This is a genomic window from Nonomuraea sp. NPDC005650 (assembly GCF_040605375.1).
Taxonomy (GTDB): Bacteria; Actinomycetota; Actinomycetes; order Streptosporangiales; family Streptosporangiaceae; genus Nonomuraea.
In genome coordinates this window covers 90,300-107,653 of the sequence record NZ_JBEXCR010000024.1, presented here as the reverse complement: position 1 = coordinate 107,653, position 17,354 = coordinate 90,300, and the positions used below count along the sequence as shown (strand labels likewise).

16 protein-coding genes are annotated in these 17,354 nt (G+C 71.4%); 4 read left to right on the top strand and 12 right to left on the bottom strand.

Annotated elements, in window-relative coordinates:
• The first annotated feature begins 29 nt into the window (after positions 1-29).
• The 4 genes from ABZS69_RS36835 to ABZS69_RS36820 all read left to right on the top strand — a co-directional run bounded on the left by ABZS69_RS36835 (position 30) and on the right by ABZS69_RS36820 (position 4,296).
• A complete protein-coding gene (locus ABZS69_RS36835) occupies positions 30-554 on the top strand; it encodes a hypothetical protein (protein WP_355380207.1) in 525 nt (174 codons plus the stop codon).
• Positions 547-1,083 (top strand): hypothetical protein, encoded by a 537-nt coding sequence (locus tag ABZS69_RS36830; RefSeq protein ID WP_355380205.1) that lies wholly within the window; start codon positions 547-549, stop codon positions 1,081-1,083. The genes ABZS69_RS36835 and ABZS69_RS36830 overlap by 8 nt, the downstream gene beginning before the upstream one ends.
• 134 nt (positions 1,084-1,217) lie before the next feature.
• Complete coding sequence (locus ABZS69_RS36825; RefSeq protein ID WP_355380203.1) at positions 1,218-3,536, top strand: right-handed parallel beta-helix repeat-containing protein; 2,319 nt, start codon at positions 1,218-1,220, stop codon at positions 3,534-3,536.
• A 175-nt stretch (positions 3,537-3,711) separates the two neighbouring features.
• The gene (locus tag ABZS69_RS36820; protein WP_355380201.1) at positions 3,712-4,296 is read left to right on the top strand and encodes a phospholipase; all 585 of its coding nucleotides are present in this window, start codon (positions 3,712-3,714) and stop codon (positions 4,294-4,296) included.
• A 38-nt stretch (positions 4,297-4,334) separates the two neighbouring features.
• Here ABZS69_RS36820 and ABZS69_RS36815 read toward each other — a convergent pair whose 3' ends face one another.
• The 12 genes from ABZS69_RS36815 to ABZS69_RS36760 form a co-directional block, all read right to left on the bottom strand.
• Positions 4,335-5,063 (bottom strand): isochorismatase family cysteine hydrolase, encoded by a 729-nt coding sequence (locus ABZS69_RS36815; protein ID WP_355380199.1) that lies wholly within the window; start codon positions 5,061-5,063, stop codon positions 4,335-4,337.
• A gap of 9 nt (positions 5,064-5,072) precedes the next feature.
• Positions 5,073-6,452 carry a solute carrier family 23 protein gene (locus ABZS69_RS36810; protein WP_355380197.1) on the bottom strand — a complete coding sequence of 460 codons (1,380 nt, stop codon included), beginning with the start codon at positions 6,450-6,452 and terminating at the stop codon, positions 5,073-5,075.
• A 206-nt stretch (positions 6,453-6,658) separates the two neighbouring features.
• Positions 6,659-7,258, bottom strand: a complete 600-nt coding sequence (locus ABZS69_RS36805; RefSeq protein ID WP_355380194.1) for a cupin domain-containing protein — start codon at positions 7,256-7,258, stop codon at positions 6,659-6,661.
• A 39-nt stretch (positions 7,259-7,297) separates the two neighbouring features.
• Positions 7,298-7,879: a carboxymuconolactone decarboxylase family protein gene (locus tag ABZS69_RS36800; protein WP_355380192.1), complete on the bottom strand. Its 582-nt coding sequence runs from the start codon at positions 7,877-7,879 to the stop codon at positions 7,298-7,300.
• Complete coding sequence (locus ABZS69_RS36795) at positions 7,876-8,568, bottom strand: SRPBCC family protein (protein ID WP_355380190.1); 693 nt, start codon at positions 8,566-8,568, stop codon at positions 7,876-7,878. The genes ABZS69_RS36800 and ABZS69_RS36795 overlap by 4 nt, the downstream gene beginning before the upstream one ends.
• A 73-nt stretch (positions 8,569-8,641) precedes the next feature.
• Positions 8,642-9,475 carry a cyclase family protein gene (locus ABZS69_RS36790; RefSeq protein ID WP_355380188.1) on the bottom strand — a complete coding sequence of 278 codons (834 nt, stop codon included), beginning with the start codon at positions 9,473-9,475 and terminating at the stop codon, positions 8,642-8,644.
• A gap of 65 nt (positions 9,476-9,540) precedes the next feature.
• On the bottom strand, positions 9,541-11,874 hold the full coding sequence (locus ABZS69_RS36785; RefSeq protein ID WP_355380186.1) for a xanthine dehydrogenase family protein molybdopterin-binding subunit: 2,334 nt from the start codon (positions 11,872-11,874) through the stop codon (positions 9,541-9,543).
• Complete coding sequence (locus ABZS69_RS36780; RefSeq protein ID WP_355380184.1) at positions 11,871-12,362, bottom strand: (2Fe-2S)-binding protein; 492 nt, start codon at positions 12,360-12,362, stop codon at positions 11,871-11,873. Before ABZS69_RS36780 ends, ABZS69_RS36785 begins: the two co-directional genes overlap by 4 nt.
• On the bottom strand, positions 12,359-14,764 hold the full coding sequence (locus ABZS69_RS36775; RefSeq protein WP_355380182.1) for a xanthine dehydrogenase family protein molybdopterin-binding subunit: 2,406 nt from the start codon (positions 14,762-14,764) through the stop codon (positions 12,359-12,361). The genes ABZS69_RS36780 and ABZS69_RS36775 overlap by 4 nt, the downstream gene beginning before the upstream one ends.
• Positions 14,761-15,630, bottom strand: a complete 870-nt coding sequence (locus ABZS69_RS36770; RefSeq protein WP_355380180.1) for a xanthine dehydrogenase family protein subunit M — start codon at positions 15,628-15,630, stop codon at positions 14,761-14,763. Before ABZS69_RS36770 ends, ABZS69_RS36775 begins: the two co-directional genes overlap by 4 nt.
• Positions 15,627-16,490 carry a nitrilase-related carbon-nitrogen hydrolase gene (locus ABZS69_RS36765; protein WP_355380178.1) on the bottom strand — a complete coding sequence of 288 codons (864 nt, stop codon included), beginning with the start codon at positions 16,488-16,490 and terminating at the stop codon, positions 15,627-15,629. The genes ABZS69_RS36770 and ABZS69_RS36765 overlap by 4 nt, the downstream gene beginning before the upstream one ends.
• Positions 16,487-17,296: a cupin domain-containing protein gene (locus tag ABZS69_RS36760; protein WP_355380176.1), complete on the bottom strand. Its 810-nt coding sequence runs from the start codon at positions 17,294-17,296 to the stop codon at positions 16,487-16,489. The genes ABZS69_RS36765 and ABZS69_RS36760 overlap by 4 nt, the downstream gene beginning before the upstream one ends.
• Positions 17,297-17,354 lie beyond the last annotated feature (58 nt).

Below are 17,354 nucleotides of genomic sequence, written 5' to 3'. Positions count from 1 at the left end.
ATGATGGGACTTCCGAGGAGAGGACGGTTATGGCATTCGCGGTGGCGCGGACGAGGGATGAGGCGCATCTCTACCTCGATCTGCACCCGTGCGCCTGCGGGTCGGTGGACACGACCTGGCACAGCGGGCTGGTCAGCGTCGAGGAAGGGCTGGTCAACCGCTATTCCGGCGTGTGCGGGGAGTGCGGGACACCCCGGGAATACCTGTTCGGCCTGCCGGAGCGCCCCGTGCTGCCCACCGGCTATCCGACGTTCGGCGGGGCGGAGCCGTCCGAGCTGCTCGACGCGGGCGAGTGGTTGTGGGTGGCCGACCTGAGCGCGGGCAACGTGCCGGTGGACGATCAGGCCGAGGCCCTGCGCACGCTGCGGGTGGCGACCGCAGCGGTCGAGGAGGTCGTCAAGTTCGTGCCGCCCGGCGCCGACACGGTGCCCGAGGACGGGTTCTGGTCCGAGCGCGGGGAGCAGATGCGGGCGACCGACCCCGGCAGGTTCCGGCTCGACCGGCTGCTCATCGTCAGGGACACCTACCAGGACCTCGCGGGCCGGCATGCCTGAGCGCGGTCTCGCCCGTTCCCTCGTGGAGGCGTACGTCTACTTCGACCTGGTGGCCGGCGGCGGGTCGCACCGGGCGGCGGTCGAGCAGGACGAGGACAGCTGGGTGGTGCGGCTCGGCGGCACGGAGGTGCTGGTCCCCCAGGAGGCCGAGGACGTGGCCAGGCAGGCGGAGCTGACCTTCGGCTCCGGCCTGTCCGAGCTGATCGACCCCGGCCAGTGGGTGCTCATCGCCGCCACCTACGCGAGCAGGGCGCTGCAGGGCGCGCTGTTCTTCGCCGCGGACCCCTCGGACCCCGAGGCGTACGGCAAGGTCGAGGCCGACTGGCTCTTCGCCGCCGACGCCGTGGCCGAGGCGCTGAAGTTCTTCCCCGCCGATGCCGCCGAGCTGCCCCCTGACGCCTTCTGGAGCGAGATGGGCAGGGCGTTGCGGGAGTCGGAGCCCCATCGGGTCACCAGGCAGAAGCTGGAGGGCGACCTCGCCTTCTACCGCCGCAGCCTGGACGACTTCCACCGCCTGCACGACCGCTGACCCCGGCCCGCCATGGGGAGCGGGGGTTGGTCAAACGATTGATTTCGCGCCGCGATGGAGTTACGGTCTCGAAAACTGTCATATTTTATCGATTGAGGTCTCTGTTGATCAGAAGTGCACTGACTGTCCTGATCGTGGCCTTACCGGCGATCGCCGCGACGGAAGCCCCGGCGGCGGCCGCCCCACTCACCGTGTACGTGTCATTGGACGGCAGGGCCGGGGCCCACGGCACCCGGCAGGACCCGTTCGCGACCGTCGAGCAGGCCCGCGACGCGCTGGCGGGCCGGACGAGCGCCCGCGCCCCCGGCGTCGTCCGCATCAGGGGCGGCGTCTACCAGACGTCCAGAACCATCCAGCTCGACGGACCGGCCAACTCCTATGTCACGTACGCCGCCTATCCGGGCGAGCGGGTGGAGTTCGCCGGGGTCACCACGCTCGCGCCGGAGAGGTTCCGCAGGCTGAGCGACCTCCCTGCGGGCGAGGCCAAGTGGTCGTCGAGGTCGCGGGTCCGGGACTCGGTGTCCGGCAGCGTCTATGCCTACGACCTGGGCGCCGAGGGCATCCCCGCCGGGCGGATCGACAAGAACGGGTTCAACTGGAAGCCGCAGCCGTACGCGCCCGAACTGATCACCGACGACGTCGCGCAGACGCTGGCGCAGTACCCGAACGGCGGCGAGAAGCTGGACCGCGCCGACCTCACGGTCAAGGAGGCGCCGAAGGGCGCCCGCGACTACTTCTCGGACAAGACCGCGGACGGCACCACCCTGCCCTACGAGGACCTGCTGAAGCTGCCCGGCCCCGTCTACACGACCGTCGACCCCACGCTCAAGGAGCGCTCCGCCACGTGGGCCCCGCCCGCCGGGACCCCCGACAACACGAGGTACGAGACCGACGGCTGGCTGTCCGGCTACTTCGGCAACAACTACGCCAACGACCGCGTACGCGTCGACTCCGTCGACGGCGACGAGCTCAGGAGCCGCTACCCCACGATGTACGCCGCCACGGACAAGTGGACGTCGTTCGTGGGCCAGAACCTGCTGAGCGAGCTGGACACCGAGGGCGAGTACTACATCGACCGCTGGAACGGCGGCGACGTCCTCTACTACTACCCGCCCGGCGGGACGGTGGAGGGCAAGCGGATCAGCCTGACCTCCTTCGACGCCCCGTTCTTCACGCTGGAGAACGTGAAGGGGGTGACGCTCAAGGGGCTGCGGCTCAACGGCACGACCGGCACCGGCGTGCGCCTGCTCGACGCGGAGTCGTGCACCGTCGACGGCCTGGAGATCCTCAACGTCAGCATGGACGCGATCGCCATCGGCGAGGCCAGCGACGCGATCACGGCCGTCGCCGAGTACCGCACGAGCCGGGGCGGGCACCGCAACCGCGTGGTCAACAGCAGGCTGCACGACCTGGGCGGCGGCGGGGTGTTCACGGCCGGCGGCGACCGCGACTCGCTGGAGCGCGGCGACCACGTCGTGGAGCACAACGAGATCTACGACTTCTCCAAGCTCGCCACCTACACCCCGGCGGGCTACATGTACGGCGTCGGCAACACCTTCAGGTACAACAACGTCCACGACGCGCCGCACATGGCCATCCAGATCATGGGCAACGACATGGAGATCAGTCACAACAGGTTCGAGAACCTCGTGACGCACGCCTCGGACCAGGGGGTGATCTACGCGGGCCGCGACTACACGTACCTGAACAACGTGATCTCCTACAACCTCTTCAGGAACGTCGGGCCGAAGGGCAACCAGGCCGTCTACATGGACGACGGCATGTCGGGGATGGTGATCCACCACAACTTCTTCGACACGGCCCAGCACGGCCTGTTCTACCAGTCGGGGCACAGCAACGTCGCGGCAGACAACGTGTTCAAGGACGTGACGTACGTCGGGCACGACAAGCTCTACCACGAGAGCGGCGGGCGGCTCCCGGTGCCCAACTCCAAGGTCGTGGTCGAGCGCTTCAACGACATGCTGAAGGCGGGCGACGGCACCGGCTTCACCAACACGCGCGAGAACGTCGAGAAGTGGTACCGGCACTACGGCCGGCAGTACCCGAACATCCGGTCCTGGTACGTCCCGGCGGACTCGACCGGCCGGATCTGCGCCGCCGTCGGCACCACCGAGTGCACGGAGGAGTACGTCTGGCGCGACCCGGACTCCGTGTACGTGCCCTCCCACAACGTGCTGACCCGGTCGGTGAGCATCGCGTCGGGCGGCTTCGCCTACACGGACGACGCCGGCGGCCTGAGCAACAAGACCTTCAACCCGGACTTCGACTCGTACCACGTCAAGAAGGACACCGCCGCCGAGCTCGCCTTCGACCCCGCCACGGGGAAGTTCGACGCGGCCGCCACGCCGCTGAACTCGGCCGAGGGGTTCGGCCGGAAGTGGGTGCGGGAGTGGAACGCGGGTTTCACCCTGGAGGGCATCGGGCCAGCTTGACGGCTCGCGGGCCTCTCACTGACTCCACGACTGACAGAAAGGCGACGCGTTGTAAAGATCGAGACTCGGCGAACCCTTCTTTCGGAATTGGCAAGATCTGCTTCTGCGCATCACGGCGGTTTCGGGTCATCGTGAGGACGTGCATCCGACCCCCCGCCCATAGGAGCAGGCCCTCATGGTCAGACGATCCCGCACAGTACTCGCCGCTTTCGCCCTTTCTGTGATCACCGTGCTCGGCTTCGCGTTGCCCGCCCACGCGGTGACCCTGGAACAGAAGCTCGCCGCACTTTCCGGTTTCTCCCAGCCCACGGCCGCCAGCGCCTCGTCCTGGCGAGCCGCCTGGGAGAACCAGGCCGCCTGGGCCGACTACGCCTTCGACTGGTCGACCGACCTGTGCTCGAGCAGCCCGGACCAGCCGCTCGGCTTCGATTTCCGGATGCCGTGCCGCCGGCACGACTTCGGCTACCGCAACTACAAGGACGTGAGCCAGTTCCCGGCGAACAAGTCGCGCATCGATGACTCGTTCTACTACGACATGAAGCAGGTGTGCGCCAAGTACTCGGGCGTCTCCAAGTCCACCTGCAACGGCCTGGCCTGGACATACTACCAGGCGGTCAAGGAGTTCGGGAACCTCAACGTCACCAAGGAGCAGATCCAGGAGGTGCAGAAGCAGGCGCAGCTCAGCGCCCAGAACGCGGAGGGCACCGAAGGCGTCGAGAGCTCCGAGGCTGTCGAGAGCTCTGAGAGCATCGGCTCCTGAGACAGAGCGGGGCGGGGACGTCGTGTCCCCGCCCCGCGTCATCCTGCCCGGTCGGCCGCGGCCCACGCGGCGAGGAGGTCGCCGGCGTCCATGACCAGGGCCAGGTGGAGCGACATCATGCTGAGCGCGGCGCGTTCGAGTGCCTCGTCCGTGCCGCGCACGAGGTCACGGGCGACGATGACCCGATAGCCGAGGTTGGACGCGTCGAACGCGGTGTTGAGCACACAGCAGTCGGCCATGATCCCGTTCAGCGCGACGGCGGTGACGCCCAGCTGCCGGAGCAGGAAGTCCAGATCGGTCGGGTAGAAGGCGGACAGCCGCTTCTTGCCCGTGACGATCTCGTCCCGGGGATCGACCTCGGTGGCGAACGCGGTCCACCGGCTGCCGGCGAGCGCGTGCTCCGCCGCGTTGGGGATCTCGCCGACCCATTCGGGGAAGGTGGTCCGCCAGGCGCTCGGGACGCCCCCGACGTCGTCGACGCCGGAGGCGCGCAGCTCGGAGCGTACGTGGATGACCGGGATGCCGGCCGCCCGCGCCCCGCGGTGGAAGGCGTCGATGCCGGAAACGATCTGCCGGCCCCGGGGGGCCGGGCACGGGCACTCCGGCGACTCCGACAGATGCCCTTCGTGCATGTCGATGGAGATGACCGCGGTCCTGGCCGGCGCAACGAAGTCCTGGTAACGGCCGTCGCCGGGCAGCGGCCTGCGCTCCTCGTAGACGTAGTGGTGAGGCGGCGCGATCCCGTCTCCGGGCAGGTTCTCCGACATCCCGGGACCCTACCTGGCGGCCGGCGCGGTCGTCGCGGCCGGCCCGGCGGCGCGGGTGTCCCGCCGGCGGTCGAGCAGCGGCCGGATGCCGACGTTGACGATCAGATGGAGCACCACCAGCATGACGATCCCGAGCATCATGGGGCTGCCTACGACGGCGGCGAGGCCCGGCGGTATCCCGGCGGTGACGTCCGCGGGCAGGAACTGCAGCCCGAGGGCGATGATGAACGCCGGGGCCGCGACGGCCAGGTTGAGATCGTCCCAGTCGACCGTGGACAGCAGTTGCACGCCGCTCATGGCGATGATCCCGAACAGGATCGTGGAGGCGGCCGACAGCACCGGCGACGGCAGCCCCGCGATGAACAGGCTGACGCCCGGGATGAACGCCAGCACGATGGCCGCGACGCCGGCCGTGGCCGTGACGAAGCGGCTGCCGACGCCGGTGACCCGGACGATCCCGGCGTTCTCCGGGTAGGACGTCGTGCCGATGCCGCCGAAGAGCGAGCCCACCGTCGTGCCGAGGAACTCGGTGAACAGCCCCCTGTTGGTGCGGCCCAGGTCGACCTGCTGCCCGCCCCAGCCGCCGACCAGGCTGTACATGCCCGCGGACTCCGCGCCGGCCTGGAAGAAGGCGAGCAGCATCACGACGACGACGGACCATTCGACGCCGAACCCGAAGGGCAGCAGGGTCGGAGCATGGACGAGGGGAACGCTGCCGGGCCCGGACGGCGCCCACAGCCCGGCGACCGCCGCGGCCAGCGTCCCGGCGGCGATGCCCCAGACGATGGCCGCGCGGCGTACCACGGAATCGCCGCCGAAGATCAGGCAGCCGAGCACCGTCAGGACGGTGAAGAGACTGATCCAGAAGCTGGGCGCCCCGTAGCCGGAGCTGCCCGGCGTCCCGAACCAGCCGCTGAGCCCGATGCTGGCCAGTTGCGCGCCGATGATGACGAACAGGGTCCCGAAGACGATGGGCGACGACGAGAGCTTGGAGATGTGGCCGAACAGCCCGAAGCGTCTGATCGGGATGCTGAGCACCATGCAGATCAGCCCGGCCACCATCATCGACCCGAAGGCGGTGCCGAGGCCGAAGGTGGCGCCGGCCGCGCTGAGGGCGACGAAGAACCCGGCGGTGGGCCCCTGGACGATGGGCAGCTTCAGCAGCCGGCTCGATTGCAGGACGGTGATGATCCCCGTCATCAGGAAACATCCCTGAATGATGTAGCCGACCTGCACCTGCGACAGCTTGAGCGACTGGCCGATGAGCACCGGGAAGATCCAGATCCCGGTGAGGGCGAGGAGGTGCTGGAGGCCGAACAGCCCGGTCCTGGGGGCCGACAGGCGTTGCTCGATGCCGATGGCCAGGGGCGAAGGCGGGGCCTGGTTCATGGTGGTCACCAATCCGTGGGAGGTGGAGAACCCCTGGACACCTCACATCCGCGACGATGTGGTTGCATCCATTTCAGTTCTACTGAAGTCCTATCACGCGCCGACCGGCCACGGAAGACGGAAATGTTACAGCAGCGTTGAAACTGGCAAGGAAAGTGCTCGTGAACAGCGATCGATTTCAATCTGGTTGAAGATCGCTTGGAAACTCAGCTGCCGAGGTTGACCCAGACCGCTGTCGCGACCTCGTCGCCCTCGTTGCGGAACAGGTGCGGGATCGCCGACTCGAAGCTGATCGCGTCGCCGGTCGCCAGCACGTGGGGGACGCCCTCGAGCTCGACGGTCAGCGTGCCGGCGATGACGACGCCGAACTCGGTGCCGGAGTGGTGCACCGCCGCGCCCGCGCTGGAGGTGCCCGGCGCGTACTCGTTCACCGCCATTTCGAGCCCGAGCCGCTTGCTGTAGTGCGCGATGCGGCGCAGCACGCCCTGGGCGGTCTCCACCTGGACCTGGTCGGCGAAGCGGCGCACCGGGGAGACGGCTTCCGTGGTGCCGTCGAAGAGGTCGGACATGTGGATCCCGAGCGCCGACGACACTGCGACCAGCGTGCCGATGGACGCGCCCGCGACCCCTCGCTCCAGCATGCTCAACATCGACACGCTGACGCCGGTCATCTCGGCGACGTCTTTCAGCTTCAGGCCCCGCTCGACCCGCAACCTGCGGATCTGGCTGCCGGCCCGCCGGACCATCTGCTCGGTGTCGTCAACGATCGATGAGGACCGGACCGGGTCGGGAGTCTGCCTGGACACGTTCTATCTTCCCATAGGACTCGTCCCTCTCCACCGCTTTCACGTGCCGGGCTCGGCGGCGGGCACGCCGACCGCGAAGACCGTCATGAGCTGGGCCAGGGTGCGGTAGTAGCCGACCAGCACGGTCAGATCGATCAGTTGCCTGCTGCTGAGCAGGCGTGCCGCCGCGGCGAACTCCTGGTCGCTCACCGTGCCCGAGTGCAGCAGGGTCGCGACGAAGCCGGCGGCGGCGGCCTCGACGGGGTCCTCGCCGCGGAAGCAGCCCAGCGAGAGTTCCATGATCTCCGCGTCGGTGAGGCCGACCGCGCGGGCGACCCGCTCGTGGGCCCACCACTCGAATTCGCTGCCGAGGGCGTGCGCTACCTGCAGGATCGCGATCTCGCGGATCCGGGGCGGCAGGTCGGTACGGAACCGGATGGCCGTACCGAGCTCCTGCAGCGCCGCGCCCACGTCCGGCGCGTGCAGCATCACCCCGAAGGGGCCGTTGAGCGCGCCGTCCTGCGCCGCGAGCGGGAAGTGCTGCGGGCCCTTGGCGCGCTCGCCGCCCGCGATGGCGTCGTAGAGGACGCGCTGCGCCTCGTCGAGCCGGTCCGGCGTCAGCCGCGGCAGCCGCGGGCTCACTTCTTGCGCCCGAAGGCGAGCCAGCTCAGCAGGAAGCCCAGCAGCGCCCCGCCGAGCGCACCGGCGATCGCCTGGCCGTACCGCTCTTTGATCATCGGTACGACCAGCCCCAGCATGTCCAGGTCCGCCTCCCTCTCCGGGGCCGACGCGGGCACGGGCGCGGGGGCGGGCGTGGGCGTGGGCGTGGGCGTGGGCGTGGGCGTGGGCGCGGGGCGGGCGGCAGGTTGCGGCGCGGGCGCTCCTCGGGAGACCAGCTCGGCGCCCAGGTTGGCCACGAACTGGCCGATCAGGCGGTTGCTGACGTCGGCGATGGCACCGCGGCCGAACTGCGCCATCCGTCCGGAGATGTCCAGCTCCGTGTCGATGAGCACCCTGGTACGGGCGGGCGTGACCGGCTCCAGCCGCGCGTGGATCCGGGCGGCGGCGGTGGCCTGCCCCCTGGGGTCCTTGCCGCTGGCGGAGATGACGGCGGAGCGCGCGGCGTCGTCCCTGTGGGTGAAGCGGGCGGTGCCGGTGAAGTGGGCGCCGATCGGGCCGACCTTGACCTTCACGCTGCCGGAGTATGCGTCGCCGTCGTGGCCGTCAAGGGCCGCCCCGGGCATGCAGGGCGCGATCCTCTCCAGGTCGGTGAGGAGGGCCCAGGCGTCGTCGAGCCCCGCGTCGATCTCGAACTCGTTCTGCAACAGCATCGCTGTGGCCTTTCGTGGGTGGTGTGCGGTGGTGGTCACGGGGGGCGGTGCCGTGACACCGCCCCCCGAGGGCTCAGCCGATGACGCCGCCGAGGCCCTCGATGACGTCGTCCGGGCCGCAGTCGAAGAAGGCCATGATGCGGCACGGGCACGCCTCGCCTCCCTCGATCTTCCAGGGGAACGCGCCGATGATCGCGCGCCGGTTGAGCACGGTCTTCAGGTCGCCGCCGACGTTCTCGGCGTGGATGCACCCGTCCTGGAAGGCCAGGTGGTGCATCGGGAAGATGTCGGAGGTGATCTCGCGGCCGGACATGTGGTGGGTGTAGGTGTACTCCCCGAAGAACTCCTGGTAGCTCATCCCAACATGCTCCTCGAACTTCTTCAGCAGGTCGGGGCGCATGTTGCGGATGGTGGTGTTCATGGGGTGGTCGCCGGAGCCCGCGTCGATGCCCCACCAGGCGATCTCCATGTCCGCCATCCACTCGGCCAGGCGGGCGCTGCCACCGGGGTGCATGGTGAAGTAGCGGACGAGGTCCTGCTTGGGCATGCCCTGGTAGTAGTCGATGAAGCCGGTGTGGATGATCAGGACGTCGCCCTTCTTCACCTCGACCTTGGAGGTGATGTGCTCCGGCTCGATGAGCTCCCAGTCGCCCACGGCGTCGGAGACGTCCACGATCGCACCCGCGTGGATCAGCTTGGTCAGCGGCAGCGAGGCCATGTCGAGCCCGCCGTCGGTGCCGTGCATCGGGCCGTCGAGGTGGGTGCCGCTGTGCAGGGAGGTCTCGATGCGCTGGGAGACGATCTGGTTGGTCTGCAGGTTCTGGGTGTAGTACATCTTGCTGCCCGGGTAGCCGACCCAGCCGGGCGTGTGGATGCCCCAGGGGTGGGTCAGGTCGACGATCCGCATGCGCGAACTCACTTTCATTGATGTTGTTTCGATGCTGTTGAAAAAGGTCGATACGGCGAAACGGCCTACGCCAGCAGCCGGCGCAACAGCGCGGGCGTGATGGGGACCGCGGCGATGGCGTTCGGGAGTTGCAGGGCGTCCTCGACGGCGGAGGCGATGGCCGCGGCGGCGGCGGTCGTGCCGCCCTCGCCGGCGCCCTTGACTCCCAGCGGGTTCAGCGGGCTGGGGGCGTCCTCGGTCACCAGGGTCTCGATCGGCGGGATCTCCAGGACGGTGGGGATCAGGTAGTCCATGAACGTCGTGCACAGCGGGGTGCCGTCCTCGGCGTACCGGAACTCCTCGTACAGCGCGCCGCCGATGCCCTGGGCCGCGCCACCGGCGATCTGCCCCTCGACCAGCGTGGGGTTCAGCGCGCGGCCGACGTCGTAGCCGACGATGAAGCGCTCGACGACCGGCTGGCCGGTGCCCCGGTCGACGCGGACGACGGCCGCGTGCAGGCCGTAGGGGTAGGTCATGTGGTCGGTGCGGAAGCCTCCGTCCGCGCCGAGGCCCGGCTGTTCGTCCAGCTCCGCGGCCCCGGCCGGCTCCAGCAGGCGCGCGACCTCGCCCAGCGTGAGCGTCCTGGCGGGCTCGCCGATGACGGTGACGGCGCCGCCCGCCAGTTCGACCTCCTCGGCGCCGACGCCGAAGGAGCGGGCGGCGACCCGTCTGGCCTTGGCGGCCAGCGCTTCGGCGGCGTCGGCGACGGCCGAGCCGGCCATCACGGACAGCCGGGTGGCGAAGGCGCCCCGGCCATGCCCGAACCGGTCGGTACGGCCGCGCACCACGCGGATGCGGTCATGCGGCACGCCGAGCACCCCGGCGGCGATCTGTGCGAGCACGGTGTCCACGCCCTGCCCGACCGACGAGGCGCCGCAGGTGACGGTGACCGCGCCGCTGACGTCCACCGAGACGTGCGCGCCCTCGTACGGGCCCAGGCCGCTCTTCTCCACGAAGAAGCCGTAGCCGAATCCGACCGCCTCCCCGGCGGCGCGCCGCTCCGCGACCCGCTTCCTGACGCCCTCGACGTCGAAGGCGGCCCAGACCTTCTCCTGCAGCAGCGCGTAGTCGCCGGAGTCGTGCACCAGCTGGGTGCCCATCGCCTGCACGGGCCGCCGGTAGGGCATCTGCGCGGCGGGGATGAAGTTGCGCCTGCGGAGCTCGGCGGCGTCGATGCCCAGCTCGTGCGCGATCTTGTCGATGAGCCGCTCGCGGGCGAAGGTGCCCTCGTACCGGCCGGGAGAGCGGTAGGTGCCGGCGGGGGTCTTGTGCGTGAGCCGGATGTGGGCGCGCACCCGGAAGTTCGGGACGAGGTAGGGCCCGGGCAACATCGAGGCGGTCAGCGACGCGACGGTCGCGCCGTGCGTGCGCACGTAGGCGCCCTGGTCCAGCACGAAGTCCGCGTCCAGCGCCTCGATCAGGCCGTCGGCGCGGACCAGCGCCCGCAACCGATGGCGCTGGTCGCGTGAATGGTTGGTGGCGACCAGGTGCTCCTGGCGGTCCTCGATCCACTTGACCGGCCGGCGCAGCCGGACGGCGGCGAGGCAGACGAGGACGTCCTCGGGATACAGCTCGCCGCGCGGCCCGAACCCGCCGCCGACGTGCGTCTCGCGCAGGAGCACCCGCGCGGGCGGCAGGCCGCACATGGCGGCGATGGCGTCCCGGTTCCAGAACGGGACCTTGGCCGCGCCGTCCGCGACGAGCTGCTGCTCGGCCTCGTCGTAGCGGGCGACCAGCCCGCGGCACTCCAGGGGGACGCCGGTGTGCCGGCCGATCCTGGCCTCCAGCTCGACGATCCGGTGGCCGCTCCCGCCCGCGTCGGCGAACGCGCGGTCGACGTCGCCGTACTCGACGGTGAAGGCGGTGGCCTCGGAGTCCTGCTCGGGCAGCTCGCGGCCCAGCCCGGCCGCCCAGGTGGCCTGATCCGCGTCCACCCACGGGACCGCGGCGTCGCCGGGGTCGAGATGCGGGGGCAGCGGCTCGATGTCGAGTTCGACCAGCTCGGCGCCGTCTTCGGCGACGTAGGCGGAGGTCGCGAAGACGACGGCGACGGGCTCCCCGGCGTAGCGCACCACGCGACGCGCGAGCACCGGCTGCCGGTAGGGCAGCAGGTCGTCCATCGGGGTCAGGCGGAAACCGATCGCCGGCAGGTCCGCGACGTCGGCGTACGTCCACGCGGCCACGACCCCCTCCAGCAGCAGGGCCCGCGAGACGTCGACCGAGACGATCCGGCCGTGCGCCACGGGCGAGCGCACGACGCGCATGTGCAGCTCGCCGGGGTGCGAGGTGTCCGCGGCGAAACGGCCGGCGCCGCGCAGCAGCACCGGGTCCTCGATGCGCAGGGCCCGGTCGCCGATCACGCGTCCAGCTCCTTGCGCATGGCGCGCGCCGCGCACATCGTGGCCTTCAGGATGTTCTGGTAGCCGGTGCAGCGGCACAGGTTGGAGGAGAGCACCTCGCGCAGCTCCTCCTCGCCGGCGTCCGGATGGGTCTCCAGGTGACCGGCCGCCAGGACCAGGAACCCGGGCGTGCAGAATCCGCACTGCAGCCCGTGGTTCTCCCAGAACGCCTGCTGGACGGGGTGCATGCGGTCGTCGTCCGGGGCCAGCCCCTCGACGGTGCGCACCGAGGCGTCCTCCGCCTGCACGGCGAACATCAGGCACGAGCGCACGGGCTGGCCGTCGACCAGCACCGTGCACGCGCCGCAGACGCCGTGCTCGCAGCCCAGGTGGGTGCCGGTGAGGCCGCAGTCCTCGCGCAGGGCGTCGGCGAGGGTGCGCCGCGGCTCGACCTCGATGTCGTGCCTGTCGCCGTTGACGTAGAGGCGGAGGGGAACCCGGGAGCTCATGAGGCGGTCCCTTTCTCGCGATCGCGCGGTCGAGGCGATGCGTCGCGGATGGCGGTCCTGATGCGGTGCGGCGTGGCCGGCAGGTGGAACACCCCGACGCCGAACGGCGCCAGCGCGTCGCTGATGGCGTTGGCGATGGCGGCCGGCGCGCCGATCGTGCCGCCCTCGCCGACGCCCTTGGCTCCGGTGACCGACGCGGGAGAAATGGTCTCCAGGTGCACGATCTCGATGGCGGGCGTCTCGGCGATCGTCGGCGGCAGGTAGTCCATGAGGGACGTCGTGACGAGCACGCCGCGCTCGTCGTAGATCAGCTCCTCGTACAGCGCGTTCGCCAGGCCCTGGGCGATGCCACCGTGGATCTGCCCGTCGACGACGGCCGGGTTGATCAGCCGCCCGGCGTCCTCGGCGACGAGGAAGCGGGTGACGCGCACCTGTCCGGTCAGCGGGTCGACCTCGACCTCGGCGATGTGGCAGGCGTTGGCGAAGGTCCCGGACGGGTCGTAGAGGCCCACCGCCTCCAGCGCCGGCTCGCCCTTGTCCGGAATGAGCTGGGCGTTGTGGTAGGTGTCGCGGGCCAGCGCGGCCAGTGGCACGCTCTCGCCGGTGTCGCGCCGCCGGGCCTGGCCGCCGGCCAGGTCGATGTCGTCCGGCAGGGCGCCGATCCGGTCGGCGGCGAGCGTGCGCAGCCGCGCCGCGAGGCTCTGCGCCGCCAGCAGCGCCGCCCCGCCGGCGATCACCATCGCCCGGCTGGCGAAGCTGCCCCAGCCGTACGGCGTGGCGTCGGTGTCGGAGGCGATCACCCGGACCGCGCCGGGCGCCAGCCCCAGCTCGTCGCAGACCACCTGGGCCAGCGTGGTCTTCAGGCCCTGCCCGTGCGGGGAGGCGCCGATGCGCAGCGTGACCGAGGCCGAGGGGTCCATGGTGAGCACGACCCGCTCGTAACCGGGCGTGATCACCTCCGCCGCCCGCGCACCCAGCCGGAACGGGCGGGACCGCGCGGCGAAGGCGGGGGTGCCGTACCCGGTGCGCTCTGCGAAGCAGGAGATGCCGAGCCCCAGGTAGCGGCCCTCCGCACGGGCGGCGGCCTGCCGGGCGCGGAAGTCCTCGATGCCCGCGAGCTCGACGGCGGCCCGCAGGGTCTCCAGGTGGGACGCCTCGTCCAGGACCAGCCCGCTGGGCGAGCGGTGCGGGAACTCGCGGATCAGGTTGGCCTCGCGGATCGCGACCGGGTCGAGCCCCAGCTCCCCGGCCGCCACGTCCATCAGCCGCTCCATGGCCAGCACCTGGATCGGCCGGGAGACGCCCCGGTAGGGCGCGATGGGGCACTTGTTGGTGAGTACGCCGCGCGAGCGCACGGCGTACTCCGGCACCCGGTACGCCCCGGGCAGCTCGGCCATCGCCATCAGCGGCTCCACGCCCCACGTCACCGGGTAGCAGGAGTACGCGCCGACGTCGCAGACCAGGTCCCCGCGCAGGGCCAGCAGCTCGCCCTCGGCGCTGAAGGCGCCCTGCACGTCGTACACCTGCTCCCGGCTGTGCCAGGCGGCCAGGAAGTTCTCCTCGCGGGTCTCGATCCAGGCGATGTCGCGGCGCAACGTGCGCGAGGCCCACACCAGTGCGACGTCCTCGCGCGCGAGGCACATCTTGGCGCCGAAGGCTCCCCCGACGTCCGGGGCGACGACGCGCAGGTCGTCCTCGCGCATCCCCAGCGCGTCGGCGATGCCGGTCCGGGTGACGTGCGGCATCTGCACGGTCGCGTGCAGGGTGGAGCGGCCGCTGCCGCGGTCGTAGGAGACGTGCGCGGCACGGGCCTCCAGCGGCATCGCGCTCTGCCGGGCCGAGCCGACCTGGACGGTGACGATCCGGTCGGCCCTGGCGAACGCCTCGTCGAAGCCGTCGGTGCGCAGGCGTCCGTCGACGACCGTGTTGGGGTCGCCGGGGAAGGCCGCGTCGTGCACCAGCGGCGCGCCGGGGGCGGTGGCCTGGGCGGCGGACAGCACCGGGGGCAGCGGCTCGATCTCGATCTCGACGAGCTCCAGCGCGTCCTCGGCCTCGGCCTCGGAGGCCGCGAGGACCAGGCCCACGGGCTCGCCGACGAACCGGACCACGTCCGCGGCCAGGATCGGGGTGTCCACCGCGACGAAGTCGGGACGGTTCAGTACGGCGTGGATGGGCCGTACGCCGACGAGGTCGGCGGCGGTGAACAGGGTGACGCCTTCGGGGGCGGTGACCGAGATCAGCCGGCCCGCCGCGTGCGGGCTGCGCACGAAGCGCGCGTGCAGGCAGCCGCGGTCGGCGGCGGCGATGTCGGCGACGTACCGGCCCCAGCCGCGCACGATCGCCGGGTCCTCCAGGCGCGGCAGCGACCGGCCGGTCCAGGTCGGCGGCTCGGCCCCGCTCACCGCGCGGCCCCCGTCGCCGGTCGGCCGAGGGCTCGGGGGAGCAGGGCGCGTACCAGGTCGCGCCGGTACGCCGCGTCCCCGTGCGCGTCGCTCGGCGGGTCGGCCTCGGTGGCGGCCGCCTCCGCGGCGGCGGTGACCAGCTCGGGCGACCACGGCTGACCGAGCAGCGTGCGTTCGGCGGCGGCGCTGCGGAAGGGCACCTCGGCGACGCCGCCGAGGCAGACCCTGGCGTCGGTGACGGAGCCGTCCTCGACCCGCACGGCCGCGGTGGCCGCGACGATCGCGAAGTCCCCCGCCCTGCGGGCGAACTCGGCGATGCCGGCCGTGTAGCCCTCGCCGAGCGCGGGCAGCGAGACGGACACCAGGATCTCGTCGGGCTCCATCGCGGTGGTGAAGACGGCCTGGAAGAAGTCGGCGGCGGCGATGGTCCTGGTGCCGCGGGCCTGGCTGCGCACGGTCATCTCGGCGTCCAGCAGGCGGGCCACCAGGCACCACTCCGAGGCGGCGTCGCAGTGCGCGAGCGAGCCGCCGAAGGTGCCGCGGGTGCGGATCGGCAGGTGTCCCACGTGGGAGGCGGCGCGGCGCAGCAGGTGGCCGAGCGCGCCCGGCAGGTCGGTCTCCTGCAGCGCCAGATGGCGGGTCAGGGTGGAGACCACCACGCGACCGCCGGCCTCCTGGATGCCGGAGAGGCCGGGAACGCGATTGATGTCCACGAGGCGGGCCGGCCTGGCGAGGCGGAAGTTCATCATCGGGACCAGGCTCTGGCCGCCGGCGAGGATCTTGCTGTCGTCCGGGTCCCTGGCCAGGACCGCGAGCGCCTCCTCCAGGTTGCCGGGCCGGACGTACTCGAACGGGCTCGGTTTCACCAGCTCTCCCCTCGGTGGTGCAGGGAATAGACGTCGGTGCGGCGATCGGTTCTCGGGTGGATCGCCGCACCGCGGATCTGGGCGGCGCGCACGGCCGCGAGGTCGATCTCCGCCATGGCCGAGTCGGCGGCCGTGCGCGAGAGCGGCCCGGCCAGCAGTTCCCCGTACGCGTCGCAGGCGATCGAGCCCCCGAGCGTGGCCGGCCCGCCGTGCGAGGCGCCCGCCACCTGGGAGACGGCGACGACGGCCACCTGGTCCAGGTTCGCCTGGGCGAGCACGGAGTCGACGTGGCGGGTCGCGCCGGCCGCGGGCACGGTCCTGTCGAAGCCGCCCACCCACGCCGCCGGCGCGATCACCAGGTCGGCGCCCTGGAGCGACAGCAGCCGCATGACCTCCACGAAGCGCAGGTCGTAGCAGATGCACAGGCCGATCACCCCGTGCGGCGTCTCCGCGACGGGAAGGCCCAGGTCGCCGGGGGTGAACACGTCCTTCTCGCGGTCGAACAGGTGCAGCTTGCGGTAGTGCAGGATCGGACCGGACGGCCCGGCCGCGACGACGCTGTTGTACAGGTTCGCGCCGTCGATCTCGCTGAAGCCGTACACGACCAGGCCGTCGTACGCCGCGGCGACCTCGCCGAGCGCCGCCAGGCTCGGCCCGTCCAGCGGCTCGGCCACCGAGCGGGCCAGGAGGGGGTCGACGACGTACCCGCTGATGGCCAGTTCCGGCAGCACGACGATCCCGGCGCCGGCCTCGAAGGCCGCGCGGGCCCTGAGCACGGCCAGGGCCCGGTTGCCGGCCGGCCGGCCGGCGATCACGTCGAGCTGCTCCAGCGCGACCCTCGTCGTGGCGGGGGAGGTCATCGGCCGGTACGGGGAGAGGTGAGGGCGTCGACGTCCACGCCGGCCGCGCGCAACATGTCGGTGTCGGCCGGGCAGGGACCGCCGACGCTGACGACCCGTTCGCCACGGTCGGCGGCCAGCGCGTGCCAGATGCCGATCTCGATGTGGACGGTGTCGCCGGGGCCGAAGGGGAAGCTCTCCCCCGTGGTCACGTTCTCGGCGGTGCCGTGTCCTTCGAGGATGTGGATGGTGTCCTCGGACTCGGCGTGCACGTGCTCCTTGTTGCGCTCCCCCGGCTGGAGGACGACGTAGTTCATGTTCGCGGTGACCGCTCCGGCGCCGAGCCAGACGACCAGGCGGGCGTCGGCCGAGATGAACGGGACCAGCAGGCCGGGCCGGTCGCGGTGGTGGACGCTCACTCCGGCGGTCTCGCCGGGAACGTGCGGCGCGCCGCCCAGGCCGGGGTCCACGGGGCTGGGGCCGCCGACCAGGCGCGCCCCCTCCCGCGAGGCGATCGTGTACGTGGCCCGCGGCCGGACGTGCACCATCGCGCCCGCGCCGAGCTCGTGGTCCGCGGTCCGGCCGGCGAGCCGCTCGGTGACCGAGACCGTGCCTTCCAGGACGTAGTAGACGGCTTCACCGGGGTGGCTGAGCAGCGCGGTCGATCCGCCCGGGTCGATGTCCACGGCGTAGAGGCCGCGGCAGCGGGCGTCGATGCCGGCGCCCACGATCTCCCGCCATGAGCCGCCGCGGACCAGGCCGAGGTCGGGGCCCCAGTGGCCGGGAGAGACGACGCGCAGGCCCGTTGACGTTCGAGGAGTGTCCATCACGGCGGTCACCCTAGCATTCAATCTCATTGAAATTGTTCCAGGGACATTATAATTT

Excerpts from the sequence above, each read along its gene's own strand:
- ABZS69_RS36835 (WP_355380207.1), top strand. The coding sequence starts at position 30 with ATGGCATTCGCGGTGGCGCGGACGAGGGATGAGGCGCATCTCTACCTC.
- ABZS69_RS36830 (WP_355380205.1), top strand. The coding sequence starts at position 547 with ATGCCTGAGCGCGGTCTCGCCCGTTCCCTCGTGGAGGCGTACGTCTAC.
- ABZS69_RS36820 (WP_355380201.1), top strand. The coding sequence starts at position 3,712 with ATGGTCAGACGATCCCGCACAGTACTCGCCGCTTTCGCCCTTTCTGTG.
- ABZS69_RS36815 (WP_355380199.1), bottom strand. The coding sequence starts at position 5,063 with ATGTCGGAGAACCTGCCCGGAGACGGGATCGCGCCGCCTCACCACTAC.
- ABZS69_RS36810 (WP_355380197.1), bottom strand. The coding sequence starts at position 6,452 with ATGAACCAGGCCCCGCCTTCGCCCCTGGCCATCGGCATCGAGCAACGC.
- ABZS69_RS36795 (WP_355380190.1), bottom strand. The coding sequence starts at position 8,568 with ATGCTGTTGCAGAACGAGTTCGAGATCGACGCGGGGCTCGACGACGCC.
- ABZS69_RS36790 (WP_355380188.1), bottom strand. The coding sequence starts at position 9,475 with ATGCGGATCGTCGACCTGACCCACCCCTGGGGCATCCACACGCCCGGC.
- ABZS69_RS36780 (WP_355380184.1), bottom strand. The coding sequence starts at position 12,362 with ATGAGCTCCCGGGTTCCCCTCCGCCTCTACGTCAACGGCGACAGGCAC.
- ABZS69_RS36765 (WP_355380178.1), bottom strand. The coding sequence starts at position 16,490 with ATGACCTCCCCCGCCACGACGAGGGTCGCGCTGGAGCAGCTCGACGTG.
- ABZS69_RS36760 (WP_355380176.1), bottom strand. The coding sequence starts at position 17,296 with ATGGACACTCCTCGAACGTCAACGGGCCTGCGCGTCGTCTCTCCCGGC.